Origin of the sequence: Chitinophaga niabensis, from assembly GCF_039545795.1 — a bacterium.
In the GTDB taxonomy this organism is placed as follows: domain Bacteria; phylum Bacteroidota; class Bacteroidia; order Chitinophagales; family Chitinophagaceae; genus Chitinophaga; species Chitinophaga niabensis_B.
In genome coordinates this window covers 6,309,829-6,334,056 of the sequence record NZ_CP154260.1, presented here as the reverse complement: position 1 = coordinate 6,334,056, position 24,228 = coordinate 6,309,829, and the positions used below count along the sequence as shown (strand labels likewise).

At 46.2% G+C, this 24,228-nt stretch carries 19 protein-coding genes; 11 read left to right on the top strand and 8 right to left on the bottom strand.

Annotated features, from left to right (window positions below; genetic code table 11):
- Positions 1-10: 10 nt before the first annotated feature.
- Both AAHN97_RS25445 and AAHN97_RS25440 read left to right on the top strand, forming a co-directional pair.
- Positions 11-1,756: a RagB/SusD family nutrient uptake outer membrane protein gene (locus tag AAHN97_RS25445; protein ID WP_343304901.1), complete on the top strand. Its 1,746-nt coding sequence runs from the start codon at positions 11-13 to the stop codon at positions 1,754-1,756.
- A 366-nt stretch (positions 1,757-2,122) separates the two neighbouring features.
- Entirely contained in the window at positions 2,123-2,587 is a 465-nt protein-coding gene (locus AAHN97_RS25440; RefSeq protein ID WP_343304900.1) for a hypothetical protein, read from the top strand.
- Positions 2,588-2,647: 60 nt separating this feature from the next.
- Here AAHN97_RS25440 and AAHN97_RS25435 read toward each other — a convergent pair whose 3' ends face one another.
- A complete protein-coding gene (locus AAHN97_RS25435; RefSeq protein ID WP_343304899.1) occupies positions 2,648-5,641 on the bottom strand; it encodes a glycoside hydrolase family 3 N-terminal domain-containing protein in 2,994 nt (997 codons plus the stop codon).
- 389 nt (positions 5,642-6,030) lie between these two features.
- Here AAHN97_RS25435 and AAHN97_RS25430 point away from each other — a divergent pair, with 389 nt between their 5' ends.
- The 3 genes from AAHN97_RS25430 to AAHN97_RS25420 all read left to right on the top strand — a co-directional run bounded on the left by AAHN97_RS25430 (position 6,031) and on the right by AAHN97_RS25420 (position 8,754).
- Positions 6,031-6,618, top strand: coding sequence for an adenylate kinase (locus AAHN97_RS25430; RefSeq protein WP_074243117.1), 588 nt, complete (start codon positions 6,031-6,033; stop codon positions 6,616-6,618).
- A gap of 122 nt (positions 6,619-6,740) precedes the next feature.
- Positions 6,741-7,757: a GTPase ObgE gene (gene obgE / locus AAHN97_RS25425; RefSeq protein WP_343304898.1), complete on the top strand. Its 1,017-nt coding sequence runs from the start codon at positions 6,741-6,743 to the stop codon at positions 7,755-7,757.
- Positions 7,758-7,953: 196 nt separating this feature from the next.
- Positions 7,954-8,754 (top strand): hypothetical protein, encoded by an 801-nt coding sequence (locus AAHN97_RS25420; protein ID WP_343304897.1) that lies wholly within the window; start codon positions 7,954-7,956, stop codon positions 8,752-8,754.
- 73 nt (positions 8,755-8,827) lie between these two features.
- On the opposite strand, the gene AAHN97_RS25415 is transcribed toward AAHN97_RS25420, so the two are convergent.
- On the bottom strand, positions 8,828-9,625 hold the full coding sequence (locus AAHN97_RS25415) for a ThuA domain-containing protein (RefSeq protein WP_343304896.1): 798 nt from the start codon (positions 9,623-9,625) through the stop codon (positions 8,828-8,830).
- A 177-nt stretch (positions 9,626-9,802) separates the two neighbouring features.
- On the opposite strand from AAHN97_RS25415, the gene AAHN97_RS25410 reads away from it, so the two are divergent.
- A complete protein-coding gene (locus AAHN97_RS25410) occupies positions 9,803-10,552 on the top strand; it encodes a DUF72 domain-containing protein (RefSeq protein WP_343304895.1) in 750 nt (249 codons plus the stop codon).
- Positions 10,553-10,938: 386 nt separating this feature from the next.
- Here AAHN97_RS25410 and recA read toward each other — a convergent pair whose 3' ends face one another.
- The 4 genes from recA to AAHN97_RS25390 form a co-directional block, all read right to left on the bottom strand.
- Positions 10,939-11,949, bottom strand: a complete 1,011-nt coding sequence (gene recA, locus AAHN97_RS25405; protein ID WP_343304894.1) for a recombinase RecA — start codon at positions 11,947-11,949, stop codon at positions 10,939-10,941.
- Positions 11,950-12,153: 204 nt separating this feature from the next.
- Positions 12,154-12,819, bottom strand: coding sequence for a hypothetical protein (locus AAHN97_RS25400; RefSeq protein ID WP_343304893.1), 666 nt, complete (start codon positions 12,817-12,819; stop codon positions 12,154-12,156).
- Positions 12,820-12,821: 2 nt separating this feature from the next.
- Complete coding sequence (gene rpoN / locus AAHN97_RS25395; protein ID WP_430516970.1) at positions 12,822-14,246, bottom strand: RNA polymerase factor sigma-54; 1,425 nt, start codon at positions 14,244-14,246, stop codon at positions 12,822-12,824.
- A 77-nt stretch (positions 14,247-14,323) separates the two neighbouring features.
- Complete coding sequence (locus AAHN97_RS25390; RefSeq protein WP_343304891.1) at positions 14,324-14,935, bottom strand: ribonuclease HII; 612 nt, start codon at positions 14,933-14,935, stop codon at positions 14,324-14,326.
- An 82-nt stretch (positions 14,936-15,017) separates the two neighbouring features.
- Here AAHN97_RS25390 and AAHN97_RS25385 point away from each other — a divergent pair, with 82 nt between their 5' ends.
- Both AAHN97_RS25385 and AAHN97_RS25380 read left to right on the top strand, forming a co-directional pair.
- Positions 15,018-16,082 (top strand): COX15/CtaA family protein, encoded by a 1,065-nt coding sequence (locus AAHN97_RS25385; RefSeq protein WP_343304890.1) that lies wholly within the window; start codon positions 15,018-15,020, stop codon positions 16,080-16,082.
- 110 nt (positions 16,083-16,192) lie between these two features.
- Complete coding sequence (locus AAHN97_RS25380; protein ID WP_343304889.1) at positions 16,193-18,430, top strand: patatin-like phospholipase family protein; 2,238 nt, start codon at positions 16,193-16,195, stop codon at positions 18,428-18,430.
- On the opposite strand, the gene AAHN97_RS25375 is transcribed toward AAHN97_RS25380, so the two are convergent.
- The gene (locus tag AAHN97_RS25375; RefSeq protein WP_343304888.1) at positions 18,413-19,399 is read right to left on the bottom strand and encodes an alpha/beta fold hydrolase; all 987 of its coding nucleotides are present in this window, start codon (positions 19,397-19,399) and stop codon (positions 18,413-18,415) included. The genes AAHN97_RS25380 and AAHN97_RS25375 overlap by 18 nt on opposite strands.
- Positions 19,400-19,602: 203 nt before the next feature.
- Here AAHN97_RS25375 and typA point away from each other — a divergent pair, with 203 nt between their 5' ends.
- Positions 19,603-21,417 (top strand): translational GTPase TypA, encoded by a 1,815-nt coding sequence (gene typA, locus AAHN97_RS25370; RefSeq protein WP_343304887.1) that lies wholly within the window; start codon positions 19,603-19,605, stop codon positions 21,415-21,417.
- Between the two features lie 68 nt (positions 21,418-21,485).
- Here the strand turns inward: typA and AAHN97_RS25365 are convergent, their stop codons facing one another.
- A complete protein-coding gene (locus AAHN97_RS25365; protein WP_343304886.1) occupies positions 21,486-21,800 on the bottom strand; it encodes a YbaB/EbfC family nucleoid-associated protein in 315 nt (104 codons plus the stop codon).
- 83 nt (positions 21,801-21,883) lie between these two features.
- Between AAHN97_RS25365 and AAHN97_RS25360 the strand changes: the two genes are divergently transcribed.
- Together AAHN97_RS25360 and AAHN97_RS25355 are read left to right on the top strand one after the other, a co-directional pair.
- Entirely contained in the window at positions 21,884-23,122 is a 1,239-nt protein-coding gene (locus AAHN97_RS25360) for an NAD(P)/FAD-dependent oxidoreductase (protein ID WP_343304885.1), read from the top strand.
- An 11-nt stretch (positions 23,123-23,133) separates the two neighbouring features.
- Positions 23,134-24,225, top strand: coding sequence for a DUF2891 domain-containing protein (locus AAHN97_RS25355; protein ID WP_343304884.1), 1,092 nt, complete (start codon positions 23,134-23,136; stop codon positions 24,223-24,225).
- Positions 24,226-24,228 lie beyond the last annotated feature (3 nt).

Genomic DNA, 24,228 nt, shown 5'->3' with positions numbered 1-24,228 from the left:
ATCGTGCTTTATGAAAAACATCATCTTAGCTATCCTGCTGATAGCCCTGGCTACAGCTTGTAATAAAGACCTTCTCGAAAAGAAACCCTTAACGGAATACATGGAAGATGCCGTGTGGAAGGACCCAAACCTGGTGCAGGCTTATGTGAACGACCTGTATCCTAAAATGCGGCATGGCTTCAATGAAGTAATGTTGTCTTCCATGACAGATGAAAGCAGGTTTATTCATAATTACGGCGCCACAACTTCTGTAACAGAAGCCATGTCTCCTGAAGACCTCGGCGCACTTAACCTTTTCGGCGAATGGGATAAACACTACAAAGCCATCCGCACCTGTAATATCTTCTTTGAGATGGTGGGCAAAACTCCTTTCAAGAGCGAAGCACAGCGCACCAGGCTGAAGGGGGAAGTACATTTTATGCGTGCCTATTTTTATCACATGCTCATCAAATACTGGGGTGGGGTGCCTTTGGTAACACAGATCTTCAAACTCACAGATGGCGAAGCCATGCTGCTCACCCGCAATAGTTTTGATGAATGCGTAAAATACGTAGTAGCTGAATGCGACAGTGCCATTGCCGTATTGCCGGAAACACACGACAGGGATAATAAAGGCAGGGCTACCAAATTCGCTGCCATGGCGCTTAAATCAAGGATCCTGTTATATGCTGCCAGCGACCTCTTTAATAAACCCGGCAACACAAGACCTGAATTAGGATATGTAGGGGGAGACAGGGCCGCCCGTTGGCAATTAGCCAAAGATGCCGCCAATGCACTCATCCTTACGGCTAAGTTTTCTATTTATAAGCCCACAGGCTCTGCTGTAGAGAATTACACCCGGGTATTCCTGGATAAGGATAACCCGGAGATCATCTTCTGCAAATACTTTAACAAACAACAGCTGGGCACTTCCCATGATCTGTACAATGGACCCAATGGTTATCACAACTGGGGAGGCAATGTGCCGCTGGAAAATTTTGTGGAAGGATATCAAATGGCAGATGGTACGGACTTCAACTGGAGCAATCCAGCCATGGCCGCAAAACCTTATGTAGGCCGTGATCCCAGGTTCTATGCCACCATCCTTTATAATGGTGCTCCCTGGAAAAAAAGACCAACAGACGCTGTGGCCAATGATCCGGTAGGTGTTATTCAAACAGCCCGTTATGAAAGGAAAAGAGCAGACGGCTCCATTGAAGTGGTGAATGGATTGGATACCCGCCAAAGCCCCGTAGAAAACTGGAATGGTACCTACACCGGTTATTACATCCGTAAGTTCATGGATATTAACCTGGATGCACAATTCTTCCGGGGAGACCAGTCATGGCCATTCTTCCGTTACGCAGAGATCAAACTGAACTTTGCAGAAGCCTGCCTGGGGCTAAACCAGGAAGCACCGGCAAGAGATGCCATCAATGAAATACGTACACGCGGAGGTATGCCTGCACTGGATCCCAGTGTATCCGGAGATGCTTTGCTAAAGATGTATCGTTATGAAAGACGGTATGAATTAGCCTATGAAGAGCACCGTTATTTTGATGCACGCAGATGGTTAATTGCAGAAACCGTATTCAGTGGTCCTGCTAAAGCTATAGAAATTTATGGCAAACTGAACCCGGATACGCTCCTCTATAATTACAATGTGTTAACAAATGGGGTAGAGATCAGGAAGTTCTCTGAGAAGCACTATTTCCTCCCAATTATGGCCGAGGAGATCCGCCGGAACAGTAAAATGGTTCAAAACCCAAAATACTAAAACCTCCAACAGGTTTGCCTGTAGCCGGAGTTTGGCTACAGGCAAACTTAGTGTACAGGATACGCATTGTTATTTAAAAAAAATCTAATGGATTTTGTGTATTGTATGTGCATAAGTCGTACATTCGTCTCCCGATTAACAACTAATTAACCACCAAAAGACAACAAGCTTAAGCTATCGTCCACGAATGAAGTAAAAGACAGGTTCATAACATTAAGGCAACGATCTGCTCACATTTACTTAACTACCCCTTAATGTTCCGATAACGCCAGCATCTGAAATTTGTGGTGAAAAAAGAAAGGTACCAAAGTATTAGCTAGTACATAAAACCGAACGTACAAGTTAACTTTTAAACAATTAACCATCATGAAACACAGTTTTGTTTGCACACCAAAACACATTTTAACCTTAGTTGCCATTGTTTTAGGACTCAGCATGCAGGCATCTGCACAAAGTGAAACAGCTTATGCATATGCTAATAACCCGGGCTCAAACAAAACCGCAAGGGTTGCACCTGAAAAGAATGAAATGGCCAGAAAAGGCTGCAAGATCGATATTCAACAGGAAGGCGCTGAGCAGCTCCGTTTCCTGGTGCAGATCGAAAACCCTACTGGCGAGAAATTAACCTTGTTCATTAAAGACGCTAATAATAACACCTTGCACAAAGAAGCGCTGGACGTTACTTCACCAAAGTTTGTTGCCCGTTATAATTTGGAAAAGCTGGAAGACGGAGCATATACTTTTGAGATCCGTAACGGCAAGAACAAGCTGGAGAAAGCTGTAGACATTAAAACACAGCTCATGGTAAACAGAGTTGTATCTGTTGAGTAAGTAAATATTTTTAACCCCGAAAAGAAAGGCTGTATCTGTTGAGATACAGCCTTTTATATTTTATAACATTGCCTGGTAGAGCGTTTCCATGATATTAGCCCGTACGCTTAGCGAAGATATCTTGTTGTTGGACCCTCCATTCGGGCAAACCCTGTTGCTCAGAAAAACAAACACCAGTTTAGATTGCGGATCTATCCATACACAGGTACCGGTAAATCCCGTATGGCCGAATGTTGCAGCAGACGCACTTTTGCAGGGATAAGCCTCATGCCTGGTGGCGTTATCCTTTTCCGGTTTATCAAAGCCCAGCCCGCGGCGGCTGATCTCAGAATGATAAGCAGAAAAATACTGTATGGTTTCCGGTTTAATATAGGCTTTGCCGTTAAAGCTGCCGCCATTTAATAACATCTGCAGCAATACAGCCAGGTCTGTAGCATTGGAAAAAAGCCCTGCATGCCCGGCCACACCACCAAACATGGCTGCACCCGGATCATGTACATCTCCCCTTATCCACTGTACCCGAAAAAAATTCTCAAATTCTGTAGGCACCAGTTGTGATATGGGCAAACGGCTACGTGGCTCAAAACCTGTGGTCATCAGTCCCAGAGGCTCATAGAATGTTTCCCGTACATAATTATCTAACCTTTTCCCCGTGATCGCTTCCACGATCTTACCCAGGAAAATAAAATCATTATCGCTGTAGATGTATTGTCTTCCTGCAGGGATCAGTTTGCTGTCCAGGATCCTGCGGTAGATGGTATCTGTATACTGCGGTGTCATATACAACCCTTCCGCTACCCGCAAAGTATGCAGCGAATCCTGGTAAGCTTTGTAGATCATGGTATCAGGCCATCCGTTCTCATAGATCGTTTCCTTATAAAAGGGGATATAAGATACAAGTCCTGCCTGGTGCAGCAAAACATCCCGCAGGCGCAGGTGTTCTTTATTACTGCCTCTTACCCAGGTAAGGTAAGTTCCCAGTGTACTGTCCAGGTTTAATTTCCCTTCATCATACAGGCGCATCACAGATAAAGTGGTGGCACATATTTTTGTAACGGAAGCAAGGTCGTATACTGATTTGGAGGTAACCGCTTCCTTCTGACTATAGTCATAATAACCGAAGTTCTTGTTGTACACCATTTTCCCATCCTTCAATGCCAACACCTGGCAGCCGGGCGCAGCGCCTTTCATGATCATATCCCTGGCCAGTGAATCGATCCTTTCCAGTATCTGACCATTCATACCAACCGTTTCAGGTGCTGCTGTTTCCAGCAATGGTGGCGGCGGAGGAGGAGGTATAATGGAAGTGATGCCCGTGCCATAATGGAAATTATTACAAACCGTTACCGGCAGTTTTCCTTTCGGTTCCATTTTGCCAAAGAGCACCTGGGCGGTAGCTTTATGTGTAAGACTGTCATCTTCATACGCAGCAATCACAGTAGGTGCATCACAGAAAAAGCGGATCGCATAAGGATTACCAAATGCAATGGTCACCGCAGGCATTTCTTCAGACAGTTGGTTGATGAAAGCTTTTTCCGCACGGCTGATCCCAAAATCATTGGCAGGGCGGCGGCTGTAATTCTGTACCGCAATGATCACTGACTGGTAATCTGCTTTCAGACGTTTTATCATAGAAGAGATCTGCTCTTCAGACTGGCGGGAAGAAAACACATAGGCATCTGCATCCGGCCGGTATTGTTTTACCGCCTCCACAAAAGTATTGTTACCGCCATCCACGCCAACAGCCACTACGGCCAGCTTTTGAGAAATGGCCGTATCTGAAAGTGGCAACAGGTGATTATCGTTACGCAATAAAGTGATGGCCTCTTCGGAAATCTTTTTCTTTAAAGGTAACACTGCAGCATTGAGATCATTGGTGATATTATTGGCATCGATGGTTTGCAGTTGTGCAAGGCCCAGATCATATTTCGCACGCAAAACTTTTTTCACGCGGCGGTATACTTCTTCTCTGGATACTTTTCCTTTTTTGATGGATTGTGCAATCGCCGTAATACTGCCTTTTGAAGTAGAAGGCAATTCCATCAGGTCGTTGCCCGCCAGTAAGGACTGTAAAGACTCCTGCCCGTTGGTGTAATACTTGGAGATGCCTTTCATTTCCAGTGCGTCCGTAACAATCAGACCATCAAAGCCCAGGTCTTTCTGCAACAGGTTGGTCACTGTTTTATAGGAAATGGAAGTAGGCGTGTTGGCTTTGTTATCAATCGCCGGAATATACAGGTGTGCGATCATGATAGAACCCACACCCGCTTCTATGGCTCTGCGGAAAGGATATAATTCCAGCGAATCCAGTTGTGCGATGGTTTTATTAATAGAAGGAAGGTCGTAGTGAGAATCCACATCCGTATCACCATGTCCGGGAAAGTGTTTGGCACAGGCCATGATACCCGCACCCTGCATACCCCTGATCATAGCAACACCATGTGCTGCAACGCGGTATTTATCTTCTCCGAAAGACCGGTCATTGATCACCGGGTTGTTGGGATTATTATTTACATCCAGTACAGGAGCAAAGTTGTATTGGATGCCCATACGTTTACATTGTTCACCGATCGCTTTTCCAACAGCATAGATGAGGTTGGTATCCTGCACAGCGCCTAACATCAGGTTTCGGGGGAAAGAGATCACACTGTCCACAAACCGCATACCCAGTCCCCATTCACCATCCACTGCAACCAGCAAAGGAACTTTACTGATGGCCTGGTACCTGTTCACCAGTTCTGCCTGGCGGACCGGACCTCCCTGGAAAGTAACGAGCCCGCCTATCTTATTATTCCTGATATCAGCTGTTACTGCTGCAATATGGTCCGCACCCAGGTTGGAATGCATCCGTATCATGATGAGTTGGGCAATACGCTCTTCATGAGAAAGAGAATTGAATACACTATCCACCCATCGGTCTGCGGGCGTTGGTCCCTGTTTAACCTTTTCCGTTTTCTTTGCTTTGTGTTGTTGCTTTTCCTGAGAACCTGTTCCCGGTTGCCCGTTAGCGGTTAACAATAACCCGGTGAGCCCCAATACCAAAAAATGCTTCATCATTTTATAAACATACAAAATTTACCCCGCTCTTCTGCGCCCCAACCGCATCTAAAGTCTGGAAGGCCAACACATTACGGGGAAATAGCATATAAATATAGTTCGGTATTATAGTCGATAGGGCGTTTTTATCATTTGTCTATCGTTTCCCATTATTCCTTGAATTATATTTATTAATTTTCATTATTCTTTTACAGTATTTCAGCAATCTTAATTTTAATTACCAATACATTCAATTGTTTGCTATATTTGCACACTATGCCTTTCGGTAATTCCGTTAAACCTTTTTAGCTTACAACTTGTAAGAGCTTAGGCCAGGATCACTGAAAACTGTAACACGTTTTAAAAAATGGCAGGCGCAGGCTCGCCAAATGAATATTAACAACAACATGGTCAATCTGATTTTATTTGGCCCTCCCGGTAGTGGGAAAGGAACCCAGAGTGCCAACATCATTGAAAAATACGGTCTGATCCACCTGTCAACCGGTGACTTGCTCCGTTCTGAGATCGGGGGCAAAACGCCTTTGGGCCTGGAAGCACAGAAATTCATGGATCAGGGTTTACTGGTTCCGGATGAAGTAGTGATCGGTATGATCAGTTCTAAACTGGATGCCAACCCGGAAGCTGCCGGTTTTATCTTTGACGGCTTTCCACGCACTACCGCTCAGGCAGAGGCGCTGGACAAACTGCTGGCCCTAAAGAAAACGGCTATTCACACCGTATTGAGCCTGGAAGTTCCTGAAGATGAGCTGATCCGCCGTCTGCTTGAACGTGGTCTTACCTCCGGCCGCAGCGATGATGCTTCTGAAAGCATTGTGAAGAACCGCATCGTGGAGTATCATAACAAAACTGCTCCTGTGGCTGACCACTATGCCAAATTCGGCAAGTTCAGAAAGATCAAAGGCGATGGCACCGTGGAAGCCACCTTCGAACTCCTGAGCAAGGAAATAGACGAACTAGTGAGCGTAAGGGCATAATTTCCCGCCTCATTTACAGCGATATTAGAACGCAAAGATCATGTAAGGCCAAACTTTACGATCTTTGCGTTTGTTTTTATAGCCTATCCCCGGTTTAAACGGGATAATGGGAGATTTTGATTATGGAGAATTTTGTTGATTTTATACGGGTATTTTGTAAGTCGGGCCATGGTGGCGCAGGGAGCAGACACTTCATGCGTACCAAGTTCAAAGCCATGGCAGGCCCGGATGGTGGAGACGGCGGCCGCGGCGGACACCTCATTCTGAGAGGCAACGCCCAGCTCTGGACCCTCCTGCATTTACGCTGGTACAAGAACGTAAAAGCCGAAAATGGCGAAAACGGCAGTGGAGACAACTGTACCGGCGCCATGGGTAAGGATATTGTGATTGAAGTACCCCTGGGTACCATTGTGCGGGACGAAGAAACCGGGGAAGTAGATGCGGAGATCCTGCATGACGGGGAAGAAGTGATCTTTATGCCCGGTGGGCAAGGCGGACGGGGAAATGCGTATTTCAAAACCGCCACCAACCAGGCACCTGAACATGCACAACCCGGAGAACCAGGCCAGGAAGGCTGGAAGCTCCTGGAGCTGAAAGTGCTGGCGGATGTAGGGCTCGTTGGTTTCCCCAACGCCGGTAAATCCACCCTGCTTTCTTCCATCACGGCAGCTACACCCAAAATTGCCAACTACGCCTTTACCACCCTCACCCCACAACTGGGCATGGTGGAGTACCGGGATGACAAGTCGTTCTGTATGGCGGACCTTCCCGGGATCATTGAAGGCGCGCATGAAGGCAAAGGTTTAGGGCACCGCTTCCTCCGTCACATTGAACGGAATGCCGTGCTGCTCTTTGTGATCCCCGCCGATAGCGAAGATCATGGAAAAGAGTTTGCCATCCTGAAGAACGAACTGGAACAGTTCAATCCCGAACTGCTGGATAAACAATTCATCATTGCCATCAGCAAAAGCGATATGCTGGACGATGAATTGAAAACCGCGATATCTGCTGAACTGCCAAAGGATGTACCGCATGTGTTCATTTCCGCCGTTACGCAAACGGGCTTGCAGGAATTGAAAGATATTTTGTGGGAAGCCCTTATATCAGAGGAAAATAAGATTGTAGAAAAGGGGGAATAAATACCCGAAGACACTGAAAAGAAGCCGTTCGCTGGTTGCCCAAACCATAGAACGGCTTCTCTCTTTCCAGGGCAAACCCATACTTCACATAGGCTTGACATAGGCTCAAGATAGGAAATGCCTTCTCTCAGGGTATACCCATCCTCCCTGTAACATTCCTCCAGTCCTCCCCGTTTCACCAACAACAACCTCATCTATGCGCCTATCCCTACTTCTGTTCATTTGCCTTTGCCTGGTATCTGATATTGCCAGTGCTCAAAGGATCCGGTTAAAAAGCCTCCAGTTCGGCCCTTCACTTGGTGCGCAGATACAGCGGCAAGACACCACCTTAGCGGACGTCCGCAAACTGGTAAAGGATGCGCAAAACTTCCCAAAGAATGGCCTCGATACCCTTGAAAGGGAATTCGGCCGTGGCCTTTTCCAGGGAAGTATGGGACACATACAGGTTGCCCTGCTCACTACCTGGGAATTCCCCAGCGACAAAAAAATATTATGGGGCCTGCAAAAAGAATGGAGTATAGGTATTGAATACGATTACGCATCAAATCACCAGGAGCGCTGGAGTACCAGGCCATCTTTCACCTCTGTTCAGGACACCATCCACGAGGTTAACTTTCGCCGTAACAATCATGCAATTGCATTATACACCGAATTCCTCTTTAAAAAAGGATTCTCCCGAGACCGCATATCCATCTATGCCGGCTTGGGTGGTACCCTTGCTTATTCCATTGCAGACTATGTTGTGGAAAAAAAGGCCCGCAGGGAAAATTATAAAGAAGTGGCTGTAGAAAAATACCGTCATGACGCCGGGCAACGGAGAGATATTTCAGTGTTGTTCCCGATGGGTGTAATGTTCCGCCCCGGAGGGCTGCGGCGGCCTTTAGGTATAGCAATGGGCATCCGTCCCGGATTTATGATCGTGAAAGAAAAGAACTTTGATGCTTTTGTGCCCGGATTCCTTGGTTATAGCGCAAGGCTCATATATCATGTGCATTAAAAAGGGATGCACTGGCGCCCATCGCTTAGTTGTATTCCTGGTAATTATCAAAATCAGCGTTCAATGTGATCGTTTATTTAGTAGTACCAGCCGCCCATAAAATGGCATTGCCAAACATCTTTTTGAACTCAGCCGATCCCAGCAGGTTAGCATGATGCCCCATTAAAAAATATACATTCCGTGCTTTCATCTTTTCATTCATCCAGATCACGGGATGATCCCCCATTTTGATGTCAGACGGAGGCTGGTAACTGTTTTCATCCACATTCGCCAATACCTTTACATTTGGTCTGGGGTTTTTATCAAACGTATACCATTCATCATCCGGGATAGAAAAAGATGCTGGCAGGCCTTGCATCACAGGGTGGTTTTTATCCTCCACATGCACGGTAGCCGAAGCCCGTTTCGCGATATAATTCTTGAAGCGGATGCCGCCCATGAACTGTGAAAACCAATCCCACATCTTATACCCATCAAATTCCCCCAGCAAAGTAGCATGGTGAAAACCAACCCATCCGCCACGGCCTTCTTCTATATATTTGATGAAAGCAGCCTCCGCTTCTTTACTCCAGGTGTAAGGAGGGAAATTCAGTTGTATGAATACTTTGTATTGAGACAAATAAGCTTCATTGATAGAATCAGCACGGTTGATCACAGTGATCTCAAATTGCTGCTCTTTCGCATAATTGTTCAGCCACTCCAAAGCTGCTGCTACAAAGCCTTCATGCCCGCCGCCGCGTTCTGTGAGCACAAGGGCTTTGAATTTCGGCGCCTGGGCAAAACCATTAGCGATGAAAAACCGGGCATTTACACTTGTATAAGTGATCACCAACAAGAATAGCATTATAAATGCCCTGCAGCGCTGTCTCATAATAGTGGAATTAAGGAAACGAAAACTACAAACCTTCATAGTAAAATCCTATGGCTCAGCGCTGAATTTTGGGGAATGAGAGGTAATGTAGTGGTACTTTTCCGGAAGTGCCGGGTGCAATAATTTGCGTTTAGTGGGTATGGTACCAATATTGATCTCTTCAGAAGTAAAAAAGCCATGCATTTGCATATCGGAACTTCCGGTTGGAGTTATAAAGAATGGAAGGGCTTATACTATCCTGAAAAGTTGAAGTCCGTGCAATGGCTGTATTTTTATAGCCGGGAGTTGTTCAAATGTGTGGAGATCAATTCCAGCTTTTATCATCTGCCTAAAGCGCAAACGGTTTTAAACTGGGCGCTGGCTGTCCCGGATGATTTCCGGTTCTGCCCTAAAATGAGCCGTTATGTCAGCCACTATCAAAAACTCCACGATGCCGCGGATAGTCTCCGGTTGTTTTTCACCATTTTTGATCCCATAAAAGATAAGTTAGGTCCCATTTTAATTCAACTGCCGGCACAGGTTACTTTTAACCGGGAAGTGGCTGCACCATTTTTTGACCTGCTGGTTTCCGTTTACAGGGAATACTCTTTTGCATTGGAGGTGCGTCACGAAAGTTGGTTGCAGCCCCAAAGTGTAGAATTGCTGCAACAGTATGATATCTCATTGGTGATCGCGCAATCCGCGATGCCTTTTCCTTATCATGAGCTCATAACGGCTCATGATGTATACCTGCGATTTCATGGGCCGGGGAAATTATATGCCTCCCGTTATGACGATGCTACGATGTTATCTTATGCGAAAAAATGTGCGCACTGGATGAGTGAAGGGCATTCAATATGGGTATTCTTTAATAACACTTTTCATGGAGATGCTATTGAGAATGCCCGGTTGCTGGAACGGTACATTTTGGAATGTTTGCAGGAGTGACGGGCTTTTTGTTTTGTATACGCAAAAGGATGTTTTTTGTACACAAAAGGGGGTTGTTTCAAAAAAGGCAGATGACATTCTTAAAATACAAAAGGCTGCTCGTTTTTCTAAAAACAAAAAGGTCTTGCTATGCTCCAGTCTAAAACACAGGCCGGCTTCAGAAAGACCCATTCATTAAAAAACAGCGGCTCTCTCTCAACCCTTCTTCATAAAAACACAACCGCTTTCCCTCAACCCTCCTCCTCCCAAAAAAACAAAAAGGTCCGCTAGAAAACGGACCTTTTACTTTACTAACCCAAACAAACGTTTTTAATCTAAAAACGTTTAATAAACTCTTTATACAAATGGCTATGCCATTAATTGTGATCTTAAAATTTCAGGATCTCCTATGCCGTTGCAGCCTGCTCGGCTAACTTCGCCTTGATCTTCGCCTCAATTTCAACAGACACTTCAGGATTATCCAGCAGCAACTGCTTCACGGCATCACGGCCCTGACCCAGTTTGTTGCCTTCGTAGCTGAACCAGCTACCGCTTTTCTGAATGATACCAAACTCAACACCCATATCGATCAGCTCTCCGGATTTGGAGATACCTTGTCCATAGATAATATCAAACTCTGCCATACGGAAAGGCGGCGCTACTTTATTCTTCACCACTTTCACTTTCACGCGGTTACCTACAGCTTCATCGCCATCTTTGATCTGGCTCATTCTGCGGATATCCAGCCTGATGGAAGCATAGAACTTCAGGGCATTACCACCGGTGGTTGTTTCAGGGTTACCGAACATCACACCGATCTTTTCACGCAACTGGTTGATGAAAATACAGCAGCAGTTGGTTTTAGAGATCGTGGCAGTAAGTTTCCGGAGGGCCTGGGACATCAAACGGGCTTGCAGACCCATTTTGCTCTCTCCCATTTCTCCTTCCAGCTCCGATTTCGGAACCAGTGCAGCCACAGAGTCAATAACCACCACATCCACAGCGCCGGAAAGGATCAGGCGGTCTGCAATTTCCAGGGCCTGTTCACCATGGTCAGGCTGGGAGATCAGGAGCGAATCCACATCCACCCCCAGTCTGCGTGCATAACTGCTGTCAAAGGCATGTTCCGCATCTATGATGGCACAGATACCGCCTTTCTTCTGCGCTTCTGCAATAGTATGTATAGCTATAGTAGTTTTACCGGAAGACTCTGGCCCGTAGATCTCTACTACACGGCCTTTAGGCAATCCACCAACACCCAGGGCAATATCCAGGCCCAGGGAACCGGTAGAGATAACCTCCATGGGTGCCTCTGTCTTTTCACCCATCATCATTACAGCTCCTTTTCCAAAATCCTTGTCGATCTTGTCCATTGTAAGACGGAGCGCTTTCAGTTTGTCAGTATTGGTGTTTGACATAATTAGTAAGTATTTGTTACAAATTTAATGGTAGTGCAAGTTATAATTTAATTTTCGAATTGTCCTAAAAAATTTAGCATTTCTTGCTTAATACTAAGTTTAATAGCATCCGGTGTTTGTTTCAAATGGGGTAACACGCAATGGACAATACAAAGGTGCTGCCCGCTTGCGCAGAGAATGTGCGTAGTAAAAAAAGATTATTTTTTATCCCACAATGGAATAGGCGATCACCTGGGACAGGATGCCTACAATGAACCCTGCATATACTTCAGCCGTTGTATGTGCATGCAGCACAAGCCTGGAAGTTGCTGCAATACCAGCCAGCACAAAAGCCAGCGCCAGCGGCAAAGCCACATTCATCTGCATGCCCCACATCATGCAAAGCATAAAACCCAATACCCCGCCCCAGCCTGTGGTATGCATGCTGATCTTGGCGAAGTTGTTCAATACAAAGGAAACGATCACCGCAATAAAAATGCCCAGGAAAAAGGCATTGAGGAATTCAGGGCTCCAGCCCTGGCGGATAAATGTATAAAAGGTCCAGAAGTAAAAGATGATGGTGGACACATAAGGGATGATCCTGTCTCTTTGCACCTCCAGCCGGATGCTGCCCACAAAACCAAGCAGCCTGGCCAGTACCACTACCAGCAGAGGAAACAATAAAGTAGAAACAGCCACTCTTATATATAAGGTGTCGAAAGGGAAAACACGGCTATCAGATTTAAAGATCGAAAAATACTCCGGCAGCGCAGTCACAGCCACCAGCGTAATGAGCAGCGGTATGAATAAAGGATGCAGCAAATAAGAAAATACTTGTGCTGTAGCCCGCAGTCCGGACGAAAAGGTAATTGGTGCTTTCTGCTCTTCCATAATTATAGTTCCTTGCGCAGCCTTGCTACGGGGATGTTTAGTTGCTCTCTGTATTTTGCTACTGTCCGGCGGGCAATGTTATAACCCTTATCCTGCAGCATCTTAGTCAGGTTCTCATCGCTCAGCGGTTTGCGCTTATTCTCTCCCTCTATCATATCCGAAAGGATCTTTTTAACCTCCCTCGTAGATACTTCCTCACCACTGTCTGTTGACAAGGACTCAGAGAAAAAGAATTTCAGCTTGAACGTGCCGAACTCTGTTTGTACATATTTACTATTCGCTACCCGGCTAACGGTAGAAATATCCAGTTGTGTAATATCCGCTATGTCCTTCAGGATCATAGGGCGCATAGTGGTTTCATCGCCGGTAAGGAAGAAGTCGTATTGATAGTTCATGATCGCTTCCATGGTACTCAGCAATGTATGCTGGCGTTGCTTGATAGCATCTATGAACCATTTGGCGGCATCTATTTTCTGCTTGATGAACAATACCGCCTCTTTCTGACGTTTATCTTTCTTATCTCCGCGGTCATATTCCTTCAGCATATCCCGGTATCCTTCTGAAATACGCAGGTCCGGTGCATTTTTACTGTTGAGGGACAGTTCCAGCTTGCCTACATTGTTCATGATGAAAAAATCCGGGATCACATAGCTCTCGGCTTTGTTCATCACACTATAATTTCCACCCGGTTTTGGATTCAGCCGGATGATCTGGCCGATCGCTTCCTTCAGATCTTCATCTGTAAGGTTGAGTGAACGCTGGATCTTTTCGTAGTGTTTCTTGGTAAATTCATCGAAGTAATTATCCAGGATCTGCGTAGCGTTAACCACACCGGGATCTTCAGGACTCTTACGTTTCAACTGTAATACCAGGCATTCTTTGAGATCAACACAGCAAACGCCCGGAGGATCAAATTGCTGGATCAGTTTGATCAGATCCCTGATCTCCTCTTCTTCTGTTTGTACATTCTGTGAGAAAGAAAGGTCATCTACAATAGCACTTACTTCCCTGCGCAGGTAACCATCATCATCAATACTGCCAATGATCTGCTCTGCAATACGTGCCCTGCGGTCATCCAGACTCAGCATACCCAGCTGGTCCAGCAGGTGATCATGAAAAGTAGTTTCCACGCGAACAGGAATGGTGCGGGATTCATCGGGATCGGGGTAGTTATCATCCCGCAGCCTGTAGTCGGCAATATCATCATCGCCTTCAGACACATATTCTGAGATATCTATATTGTCGTATTCATTCTCACTGCCATCCGGTTCAAAATCCTCTTCTCCTTCCTTGGCTTCAAAATCTTCACTGGGCTCTTTGAATTCTTCTTCCTGACCATCTTCACCATATTCTAAAGCAGGGTTCTCTTCCAGTTCTTCTTTGATACGTTCTTCGAGTACGGCCGTAGGCACCTGCAACAGCTTCATTAACTGAATCTGTTGTGGTGATAACTTCTGTAATAATTTCTGTTGTTGCGATTGCTTTAACATGGCTCTATCCTATTTTACCACTTTTCCTCCCCATCCAAACTTAACTGATCCGGTAACAAACGAAACGTCCTGCGGTGATAGGGCGTGTCGCCATGTGCGCGGATGGCATCCCGGTGATACCTGGTTGGATAACCTTTGTTTTCCTTCCAGCCGTATTGCGGGAACTGTTCATGCAGCTGATGCATATATTCATCCCGGTAGGTCTTTGCCAGGATGGATGCCGCCGCTATCGAAGCATAAATTCCGTCTCCCTGAATTACGCAGGTATGCGGGATATTGCCATAGGGATTGAAACGATTACCGTCAATGAGTAACATCTGGGGCTGAATCAATAATCGTGCCAATGCCTCGTGCATCGCTTTGAAAGAGGCTTTCAGGATATTTATCCTGTCAATTTCCTCATTATCGATACTGGCCACCGCATACGCTATTGCCTTCTGTTCGATCACTACTCTCAATTCATCCCGCTGACTCTCCTTAAGCTGTTTGGAATCATTCAGCAAAGGATGACGAAAATCCCGTGGCAATATTACTGCCGCCGCAAATACAGGACCTGCGAGGCAGCCCCTTCCGGCTTCATCGCAACCGGCTTCCGTAAGCGTTTCCTGGTAAAATGGCAATAACAAGTTAACTTATTTTATGGGCGATAAAATTACTAAATCAGTCGCGCTACTGCAAAATCATTCCAAAATTGATAAAAATCATTCCATGTGGCGGCGGATTAACCCTAATTTTGCTACGTTTATGGATATGCAGCAAAATAAGCAGAATAAAGCTATAATAATCTGGCTTTTCACGGGAGTTTTTATGATCATCGTGCAGGTACTCCTGGGAGGCATTACCCGTTTGACAGGTTCAGGACTTTCTATCACGGAATGGAAACCCATACTGGGCGCAATCCCGCCAATGAATGAAGAAGCCTGGCAGGCTGCTTTTGCCAAATACCAGGAGATCGGTCAGGCAAAATATATTAATAGTCATTTTACCTTATCCGATTTTAAAGGCATTTATTTTTGGGAATGGTTGCATCGCAACTGGGGCCGCCTGATAGGTATCGTGTTTTTTATTCCCTTCATTTATTTTATTATAAAGAAGAAGATCGATAAAAGCATGATCGTTCCCATGATCATTTTATTTCTCCTGGGAGGCCTGCAGGGAGCCATCGGCTGGATCATGGTGCAGAGCGGATTAAATGATGAGGATCTGTACGTTAGCCATATTCGTTTAGCCATTCACTTTATTGCCGCACTGAGCCTCTTGTGGTACACACTCTGGTTCGCACTGAAGCTCAGCATTCCGCAAAAAAATCTCGTTTCAGCGCCTTCCCTCCGTAAATTATCCGGCTGGATCTTAGGACTACTCACCCTTCAGTTAATATATGGTGCCTTCATGGCAGGTCTCCATGCTGCATTGTCTGCCAGCACCTGGCCAACGATCAATGGTATGTGGTGGCCCCTGGGCATGTTCACACAAGGCGGATTCCTGGAAGATATCACCCACAATCCCATCACCATCCAATTCATTCACCGTGGCCTTGCTTACCTGCTCACTATATTGATTGCAGTGTGGTATTTCCGCGCCAGGCCTTTTTCCCAGCTGGATGCTGTTCGCGCAATAGCATTACTGGTAGTACTCGCACAGGTTTTATTGGGCGTGCTCACTGTTTTAAACAGCCAGGTGAAAATTCCGCTCGGTTTTGCACTGGCACATCAGTTTACCGGTATGGCGCTGCTCATGGTATTGGTTTGGGCCAGGTTTGTAACTAAGAAATAAAACCTCTTTTGCTGCAACGGCACACTCATTCATTTATTATTTATGGCCTTTCATATTTAAATAATTTGTAAATTTTAAATTTGCTTTTTATTTCTTCGTAATTTATACCTGTGAAAAGACTTTGGCTAAGATTCTTCTATTCTTTCCCTATTCAGCTCCTGCTGCTTCATTTCCGTAAGTACCAGGTCCTGCTGATCTTCTGGGCCATTTTATTCAGCACCATCAATGGAGGCTTCGCCAAAGTGTTTGGCGGGGATGCATTATACCTGGCGCCGGAATACATGGGGAAGGTGAATTTTTACAGCACCACTGTGATGGGGGTTGCTACGGCCATCTTTACAATGAGCTGGAACATCACCTCTTTTATCCTGCATAGCGGCCGTTTCAAATTCCTGGCCACCACCTCACAACCCTTTTTCCGTTATTGCCTGAACAATGCTATCATCCCCGGTGCGTTCCTGTTTAATCTTCTATGGCGCGGATGGCAATACCAGCGCTGGCAGGAACTGAATTCCGTTCCACAGGTCCTGCTGCTGGCAGAAGGTTTCATCTGCGGATTCCTGGTTGTTATCTTTTTCTCTTTCTTTTATTTCTTCAATGCAGATAAAAATATAGGCAGACGTTTATACAAGAAATTCGGCAACCCGCGCAACTTCCTGAAAACAGTTTTAAAACCTACGCAGGAAAGAGATGAGAATGCATTACCCGTTATCAATTATTTCTCCAGCCCCTGGCGCGTCCGCAGAGCCAGGAATGTTGATCACTATAATAAACACTATCTCGATAACATCTTCAAGCAGCACCATTTTGCTGCCATGATAACAGTAGGCCTGGCATTGGTATTCCTCGTGATCATGGCCTACCTGATGGACTACAACGCTTTCCGTATACCTGCCGGCGCCAGCGTAATGATCTTCTTTGCTTTCCTGATCGGCGTTGCCGGAGCTTACGCTTATCTGCTGGAAACATGGGCCATTCCCATACTGATCGGGCTTATCCTGGGTATGAACTGGATGGTGAAAAATCAATGGATCGATAACCGGAACAAAGCATACGGGCTGGATTACATGGAGAAAGATAAACGCCCGCTGTATAGTGTGCAAAGCCTGCAGGACTTTTTCACAGCCTCCCGCAGCGAAGGAGATAAAAAACAAACCTTACAGATACTCGAAAACTGGAAAGCCAAATTCCCCGCCGGCTCCAAACCTCCGTTCATCGTGATCAATACCAGCGGCGGCGGCAGCCGTTCCGCTGCATGGACCATGAATGTACTGCAGCGGTACGACAGTCTTACGAAAGGAAAACTACTCAAACACACCATGCTCATGACGGGAGCCTCCGGAGGAATGATGGGCGCCACTTATTTCCGGGAATTATATCTCCGGGAACAAATGGGCAAACTGAACGGCCCTGATCTATACGACAGTCTTTATTGCGACAGGATCTCCCGCGATCTGCTGAACTCTGTATTCAGCTCTTTTGCGGTGAATGATTTCATCACACCTTTCAGGCATTTCTACATTGGCAAAAACCGTTACGCAAAAGACCGTGGTTATGCATTCGAAATGCAGCTGAACATTAATACGGACAATGTGTTGAATAAAACGGTTTCCGACTACCGGGAAGCAGAGTTCACAGCAAAGATCCCTATGATGATCTGGTGCGCAACCATCAATGCAGACGGGCGCCGCCTTTTTATTTCTCCGCAACCGGTAAGTTATCTCTGCGCTGCAGATTATCAATATCCTACCCGCAGTATCCGGGATGTTGATGGTGTAGATTTCGGGCAATTCTTTAACCTGCAGCATGCTGAACATCTGCGTGTAACCAGCGCCATCCGCATGAGCGCTACATTCCCATATGTATTACCCAATGTATTCCTGCCCAGTAACCCTATTGTGGATGTAATGGATGCCGGCATCAGGGATAATTTCGGGCAGGAAACCAGTCTTCGTTTCCTCTACACCTTCCGGGAATGGATCAATGAAAATACCAGTGGCGTAATCTTCATGCAGGTAAGGGATACACGTAAAAACGATGTAAGCCCCATCAAACAAAAGAAAGACCTGGGAGACCTGATCTTTGAACCGCTCTTTTCCATGCAGGCGCATTGGATGAGCATGCAGGATTTTCACCAGGATCACCTGATCAATTATATGGAGGGTTATTTCCCCGGGAAGTTCAAACGCCTCATTTTCCAATATGTTCCGCAACAGGCTGAAAAGGCCGCTGCGCTTAGCTTACACCTCACACCACGTGAAAAGCAGGATATTGCACGGGGCCTGGAAAACCCGGGTAACATACAGGCGTTCCAGTTATTGCAGGAGGCTTTAGAGGAATTCAAGTAAGGCTTTCCTGAATTGCCCGAAACTTTCAATATGCGGCAAATGCCCTATCCCTTCCAGCTCCACGAGTTTAGCTGAAGGTATCCTCCCCGCAGCCCTTCTTCCAAGAACGGGATAATTTCCCAATGTATCCTTTACTGCGGCGGGCGCATTTGCTTTACCCAGCGCCGTTCTGTCCCGCTGCCCGATGATCAGTAAGCTGGGTACTTTGATCTGCTCAAACTCATAATACACCGGTTGTGTAAAGATCATGTCGTACGTAAGTGCTGCATTCCAGGCCACCTTAGGATAATCCGGATGTACCGTCCAGCCGGCCAGCAGGCGTGCCCATTTATCATAAGCAGGTGTCCACTGCCCGGCGTAGTAATTATCCAGCTGGTACTTTTTGATCTTTTCATAATTCTGCGCCAGCTCTCCTTTATACCACTGATCGATGGATTGATAAGGTACTGCTGTTTTCCAGTCTTCCAGCCCGATGGGATTCTCCAGGATCAGCTTTTCCGTGATATCCGGATACATTAATGTGAACCGCACAGCCAGCATGCCGCCCATAGAATGGCCCAGCACGGCCACTTTTGTGATCTTCAGCGAATCCAGCAGAGCTTTGGTGTTCTGTGCCAGTAACTGAAAAGAATATTGCAGGGATGCCGGTTTGGAAGATTTGCCAAACCCTACCTGATCCGGTACGATTACCCGAAACCCTTTTTGGGTAAGGGCTGCAGCCGTACTATCCCAATAAGCGCCACAGAAATTTTTGCCGTGCAGCAATACCACTGTTCTGCCGTTTGCTTTGGAAGGCTTCACATCCATATAGGCCATTTTAAGCCGCTGGCCCTGACTTGAAAGGTAAAAGAAGTGAACAGGATAAGGATAGATGTAGGTGCTGAGTTCTGCATCATACGCTTTTACTTCCTGCGCATTTATATTCACTGTTATAAAAAACAGGATCAAGAAACTGCTGATTTTCCGCATAAATTGTTGATTATGAATGTAAAGGAAGCAGTGCAAATATGATGCCCGTGCAGAATGTCTGCATTCTGTTATTTCACAGTTATTTAAGAGTACCCTACTCCAAATACCACGTATTATTCGTACCTTTGCGCCTTCATTTAGGAGTTGCCTGTGAAAAAAGGAAGTTCGAAAGAACTTTTTAGGCAGCTAAATAATTCATTCTCATGCAATTAAGAAACATCGCCATTATCGCGCACGTAGACCACGGTAAGACTACCCTGGTGGATAAAATCCTCCACTCTACGAACGTATTCCGTTCCAACCAGGAAACGGGAGAATTGATCATGGATAATAACGACCTGGAAAAGGAACGTGGTATCACGATCTTAGCCAAGAACGTATCCGTAATGTACAAGGACGTGAAGATCAACGTGATCGATACCCCAGGCCACGCCGACTTTGGCGGAGAGGTTGAACGGGTATTGAAAATGGCAGATGGTGTGATCCTGCTGGTGGATGCATTTGAAGGACCCATGCCGCAAACACGTTTTGTGCTGCAAAAAGCCCTCAATCTGAATTTGAAACCTATCGTTGTAATCAATAAGGTAGATAAACCTAACTGCCGTCCTGACGAAGTACATGACGCAGTATTTGAACTGTTCTTTAACCTGGACGCAACGGAAGAGCAATTGAACTTCCCTACCTACTACGGTTCAGGTAAAAATGGCTGGTTCAATGATTCATTGACGCCACGTGAAGATATCCTGCCCCTGCTGGATGGTATCCTGGAACACGTTCCGCAACCTAAAATAGCAGAAGGTACCCTGCAAATGCAGATCACTTCCCTGGATTACTCTACTTTCCTTGGCCGTATCGCCATCGGAAAAGTAACCCGTGGTAAACTGGTGGAAAACCAACCTATCTCCCTGGTACAGGCAGATGGTACTATTAAAAAATCCCGCGTTCGCGAATTATATATTTTCGAAGCACTTGGTAAAAAGAAGGTAACGGAAGTATACCCTGGTGATATCTGTGCGCTGGTTGGTCTTGAAGATTTTGGTATTGGTGATACAGTAGCTGATTTCGAAAATCCGGAAGCACTGCCTATCACTTATGTGGATGAGCCTACCATGAACATGACGTTCAGCATCAACAACTCTCCTTTCTTTGGTAAAGATGGTAAGTTCGTGACCTCCCGTCACCTGCGTGACCGTTTGATGAAAGAAACAGAGAAGAACCTGGCGCTGCGTGTAATGGATACAGATGCTGCTGATAGCTTCCTCGTTTACGGACGTGGTATCCTTCACTTAGGTGTACTGGTAGAAACCATGCGCCGTGAAGGTTATGAATTAACAGTGGGTCAACCACAGGTAATTGTGAAGATCATTGACGGCAAACGTTCTGAACCATTTGAAACACTGGTAGTAGACGTTCCGCAGGAATTTGCTTCTAAAGTAATTGACCTCGTTACCCGCCGTAAAGGTGAAATGCTGATCATGGAAACCAAAGGTGATATGCAGCATTTGGAATTTGAGATCCCTTCCCGCGGTCTGATCGGTTTGCGTACGCAAATGCTCACCAACACTGCAGGTGAAGCTGTAATGGCCCACCGTTTCAATGAATACAAACCATGGAAAGGACCAATTCCTGGCCGTAACAATGGTGTACTGGTAGCTAAAGAAGCTGGTACCACTACCGGTTACTCCCTGGATAAACTGCAGGACAGGGGTTCATTCTTCGTTGATCCGGGAGAAGAAGTTTACAAAGGCATGATCATCGGTGAAACCAACAAACCTGGTGACCTGGTGGTAAACCCTAACGAAGGAAAGAAACTGACGAATATGCGTGCAAGTGGTACGGATGGTGCTGCTAACATTGCTCCGAAGATATTGATGACCCTGGAAGAATGTATGGAATACATTCAACAGGACGAGTGTATTGAAGTTACGCCAAATCATATCCGTATGCGTAAAACGATCCTCGACGAAGAAGAAAGGAAGAAGTATCAAAAAATGCTGAAGACCGAAGAGGTAGGATAAGAAGCTAAAGACAAAAAGGATATATAAGCCGGGCAGGATCTGCCCGGCTTTTTTTATTGTACGTTCTGCTACATCCCCGGTAATCCCATACCTCCCAGCATTCCACCTGCCACACCTTTCATTTCTGTTTCCCATGCATTCTCCGCATTCTTCAAGGCACGGTTGAGAGCTGTGATCAGCAGGTCTTCCAACTCCTCCTTGCGCTCCGCCACCAAAAGTCCCGGCTCAATTTCCAGGCTTTGCACTTCCCGGTTGCCGGACACAACCACCTTTACAGCTCCGTTACCAGCTTCGCCTTCCACTGAAATGTGTTTAAGGCGTTCTTTACTGTCAGCCATTTTCTGCTGCGCTTCCTGCAGCTTTCCGAACAGATCTCCGAACATATTTTCCTGTTTTAGGCAAAGATATATATTTCCTCCGCGGAGCCAGAATACGTATCTTGGCCCTCTATTCGGAATAATAGCTTATGATCACCACTTCAGTATGTATTATAGGTGCAGGCCCCGGCGGGGCAACTGCTGCGCTGCAATTAGACAGGTTAGGCATTTCCTGCGTTGTTGTTGATAAAGCCGTTTTCCCCCGCGATAAAGTTTGCGGCGATGGGCTTAGTGGAAAAGTATTATCCTGGCTTGAAAAGATCGACAAAGGCATTGCCCAAAGATTGCAGCAGCTGGTGGAAAAAGAGAACAGCTGGGGCGTTACGTTTGTTTCTCCCAGCCGCCAGAGTATGGACGTGCCTTACAAACCTGATTATAACAAAACCGCAGAATCCCCTATCGGCTTCGTTTGCAAACGCATCCACTTTGATAATTTTATGGTGGATGAATTGAAACGCAGCCCGAACGTTCAGTTATTTGAAGGCACTGCAGTAGATAAATATACGCAGGAAGAAGACGGCTACCTGGTTTCAGATGCCTCCGGCCAGTTCCAGGTAAAGGCAAAACTCCTGATCATAGCCAATGGCGCACATTCTTCTTTCACGAGAGAGGTAGCACAGATCAAAATGGAACCAAAGTATTATGCAGCGGGCATCCGTGCATACTATAAAGGTGTAAAAGGCATGCATGAGGATAGTTTTATTGAACTGCATTTCCTGAAGAACCTCCTGCCCGGTTACCTCTGGATCTTCCCATTACCAAACGGAGAAGCCAATGTAGGGATGGATATGTTGAGCGATGCAGTGCGTGACAGGAAAGTGAACCTCAAAACACTGCTCACCGATACCCTGAAACAGGATCCGATCTTTGCAGAACGTTTCCGCGATGCAGAAATGACAAGCACTCTGGATGGATATGGCCTTCCCTTAGGTTCCAAAAAACGCGTGATCTCCGGCAACCGTTATATGCTGGTGGGGGATGCGGCTTTTATTATAGATCCGTTTACAGGTGAAGGGATCGGTAATGCTATCTGTACGGGGGTTATTGCAGCCCAACAGGCTGCTGCCTGCCTGAAAGCAGATAACTATTCCGCCGAAGCAATGGTAGCCTACGATGAACGTGTTTATCGGGTGCTGTGGCCGGAACTGAGCCTTAGCTACAAATTGCAGCGCCTGGTGAAATACCCGCGGCTCTTCAACTGGCTGTTTAAAATGGGGGTGAAAAACAAGCAATTAAGGGATGTGATCTCCAGCATGTTCTATGAGGTAGATTTAAGAAAAAAGCTTACCAGACCATCTTTTTATTTTAAATTGTTGTTGAACCGGTAGAGATATACACTATGAAAGTAATTACGCTGTTGCTGGGCCTCCTGGGTACCGTGAATGTCTTCGCACAATCTCCCTTATACGATGTAAAGGATGGACAGTTGAGATTAACAACTGAAGGTGCCGTGCATTTTGCGCAATTACCGCTGAAGTGTATGCAGCATGAGTTCCCCTATAAAACAGGTATTGTATTTTCAGACTCTTCCCTCATCAAAGCTCCCCGGGAGTATCATCCGGCCTTTTATGGTTGCTACGACTGGCATAGCAGTGTTCATGGTCACTGGATGCTGGTGCGCTTATTGAAAACATTCCCTGATCTGCCCAATGCTGCATTGATCAGGAAAAAACTCGCAGAGAATTTATCACAGGAAAATATCAATACGGAATTACTCATTTTCAGGAGCAAAGAGAACAAAGGTTTTGAACGTATCTATGGCTGGAGCTGGCTGATGCAATTGCAAACAGAACTGCTCACCTGGGATGATCCGCTGGCCCGTCAGCTGAGCCGTAACATTGCCCCGCTGGCAGGTTTATTCAATAATGCCTACCGCGATTTCCTGAAAAAGATCGCTTATCCCATCCGCGTGGGTGAGCATACCAATCTGGCTTTCGGTTTAAGACTGGCCTGGGATTATGCCATAGTCAGCAATGCAGCCAATCTACAGGCTTCCATCAAAGAAACCGCGATGCGTTTCTATGGAAACGACCGGGATTGCCCTGCCAGCTGGGAACCCGGAGGATATGACTTTCTCTCTCCCTGCCTGGAAGAAGCAGACCTGATGTGGCGGATACTCCCTGCCGCAGATTACCAGAAATGGATCCAGGCCTTCCTGCCCGGCTTATTTCAACCAGATATTCAACTCTTTCATATAGCTACCGTGAACGACAGAACAGACGGAAAACTGGTACACCTCGATGGTTTAAACCTGAGCCGTGCCTGGTGCCTTTACGGAATTGCCAAACATGCCGGCCGGAACAGTGCCGCCATACGGGACCTTGCTACCAAACATTTACAGGCAGCCCTGCCGCATGTTGCCAGCGGCGATTATGCAGGAGAACATTGGCTGGCTACTTTTGCCGTATATGCGATGACGGTAGAATACTAACCC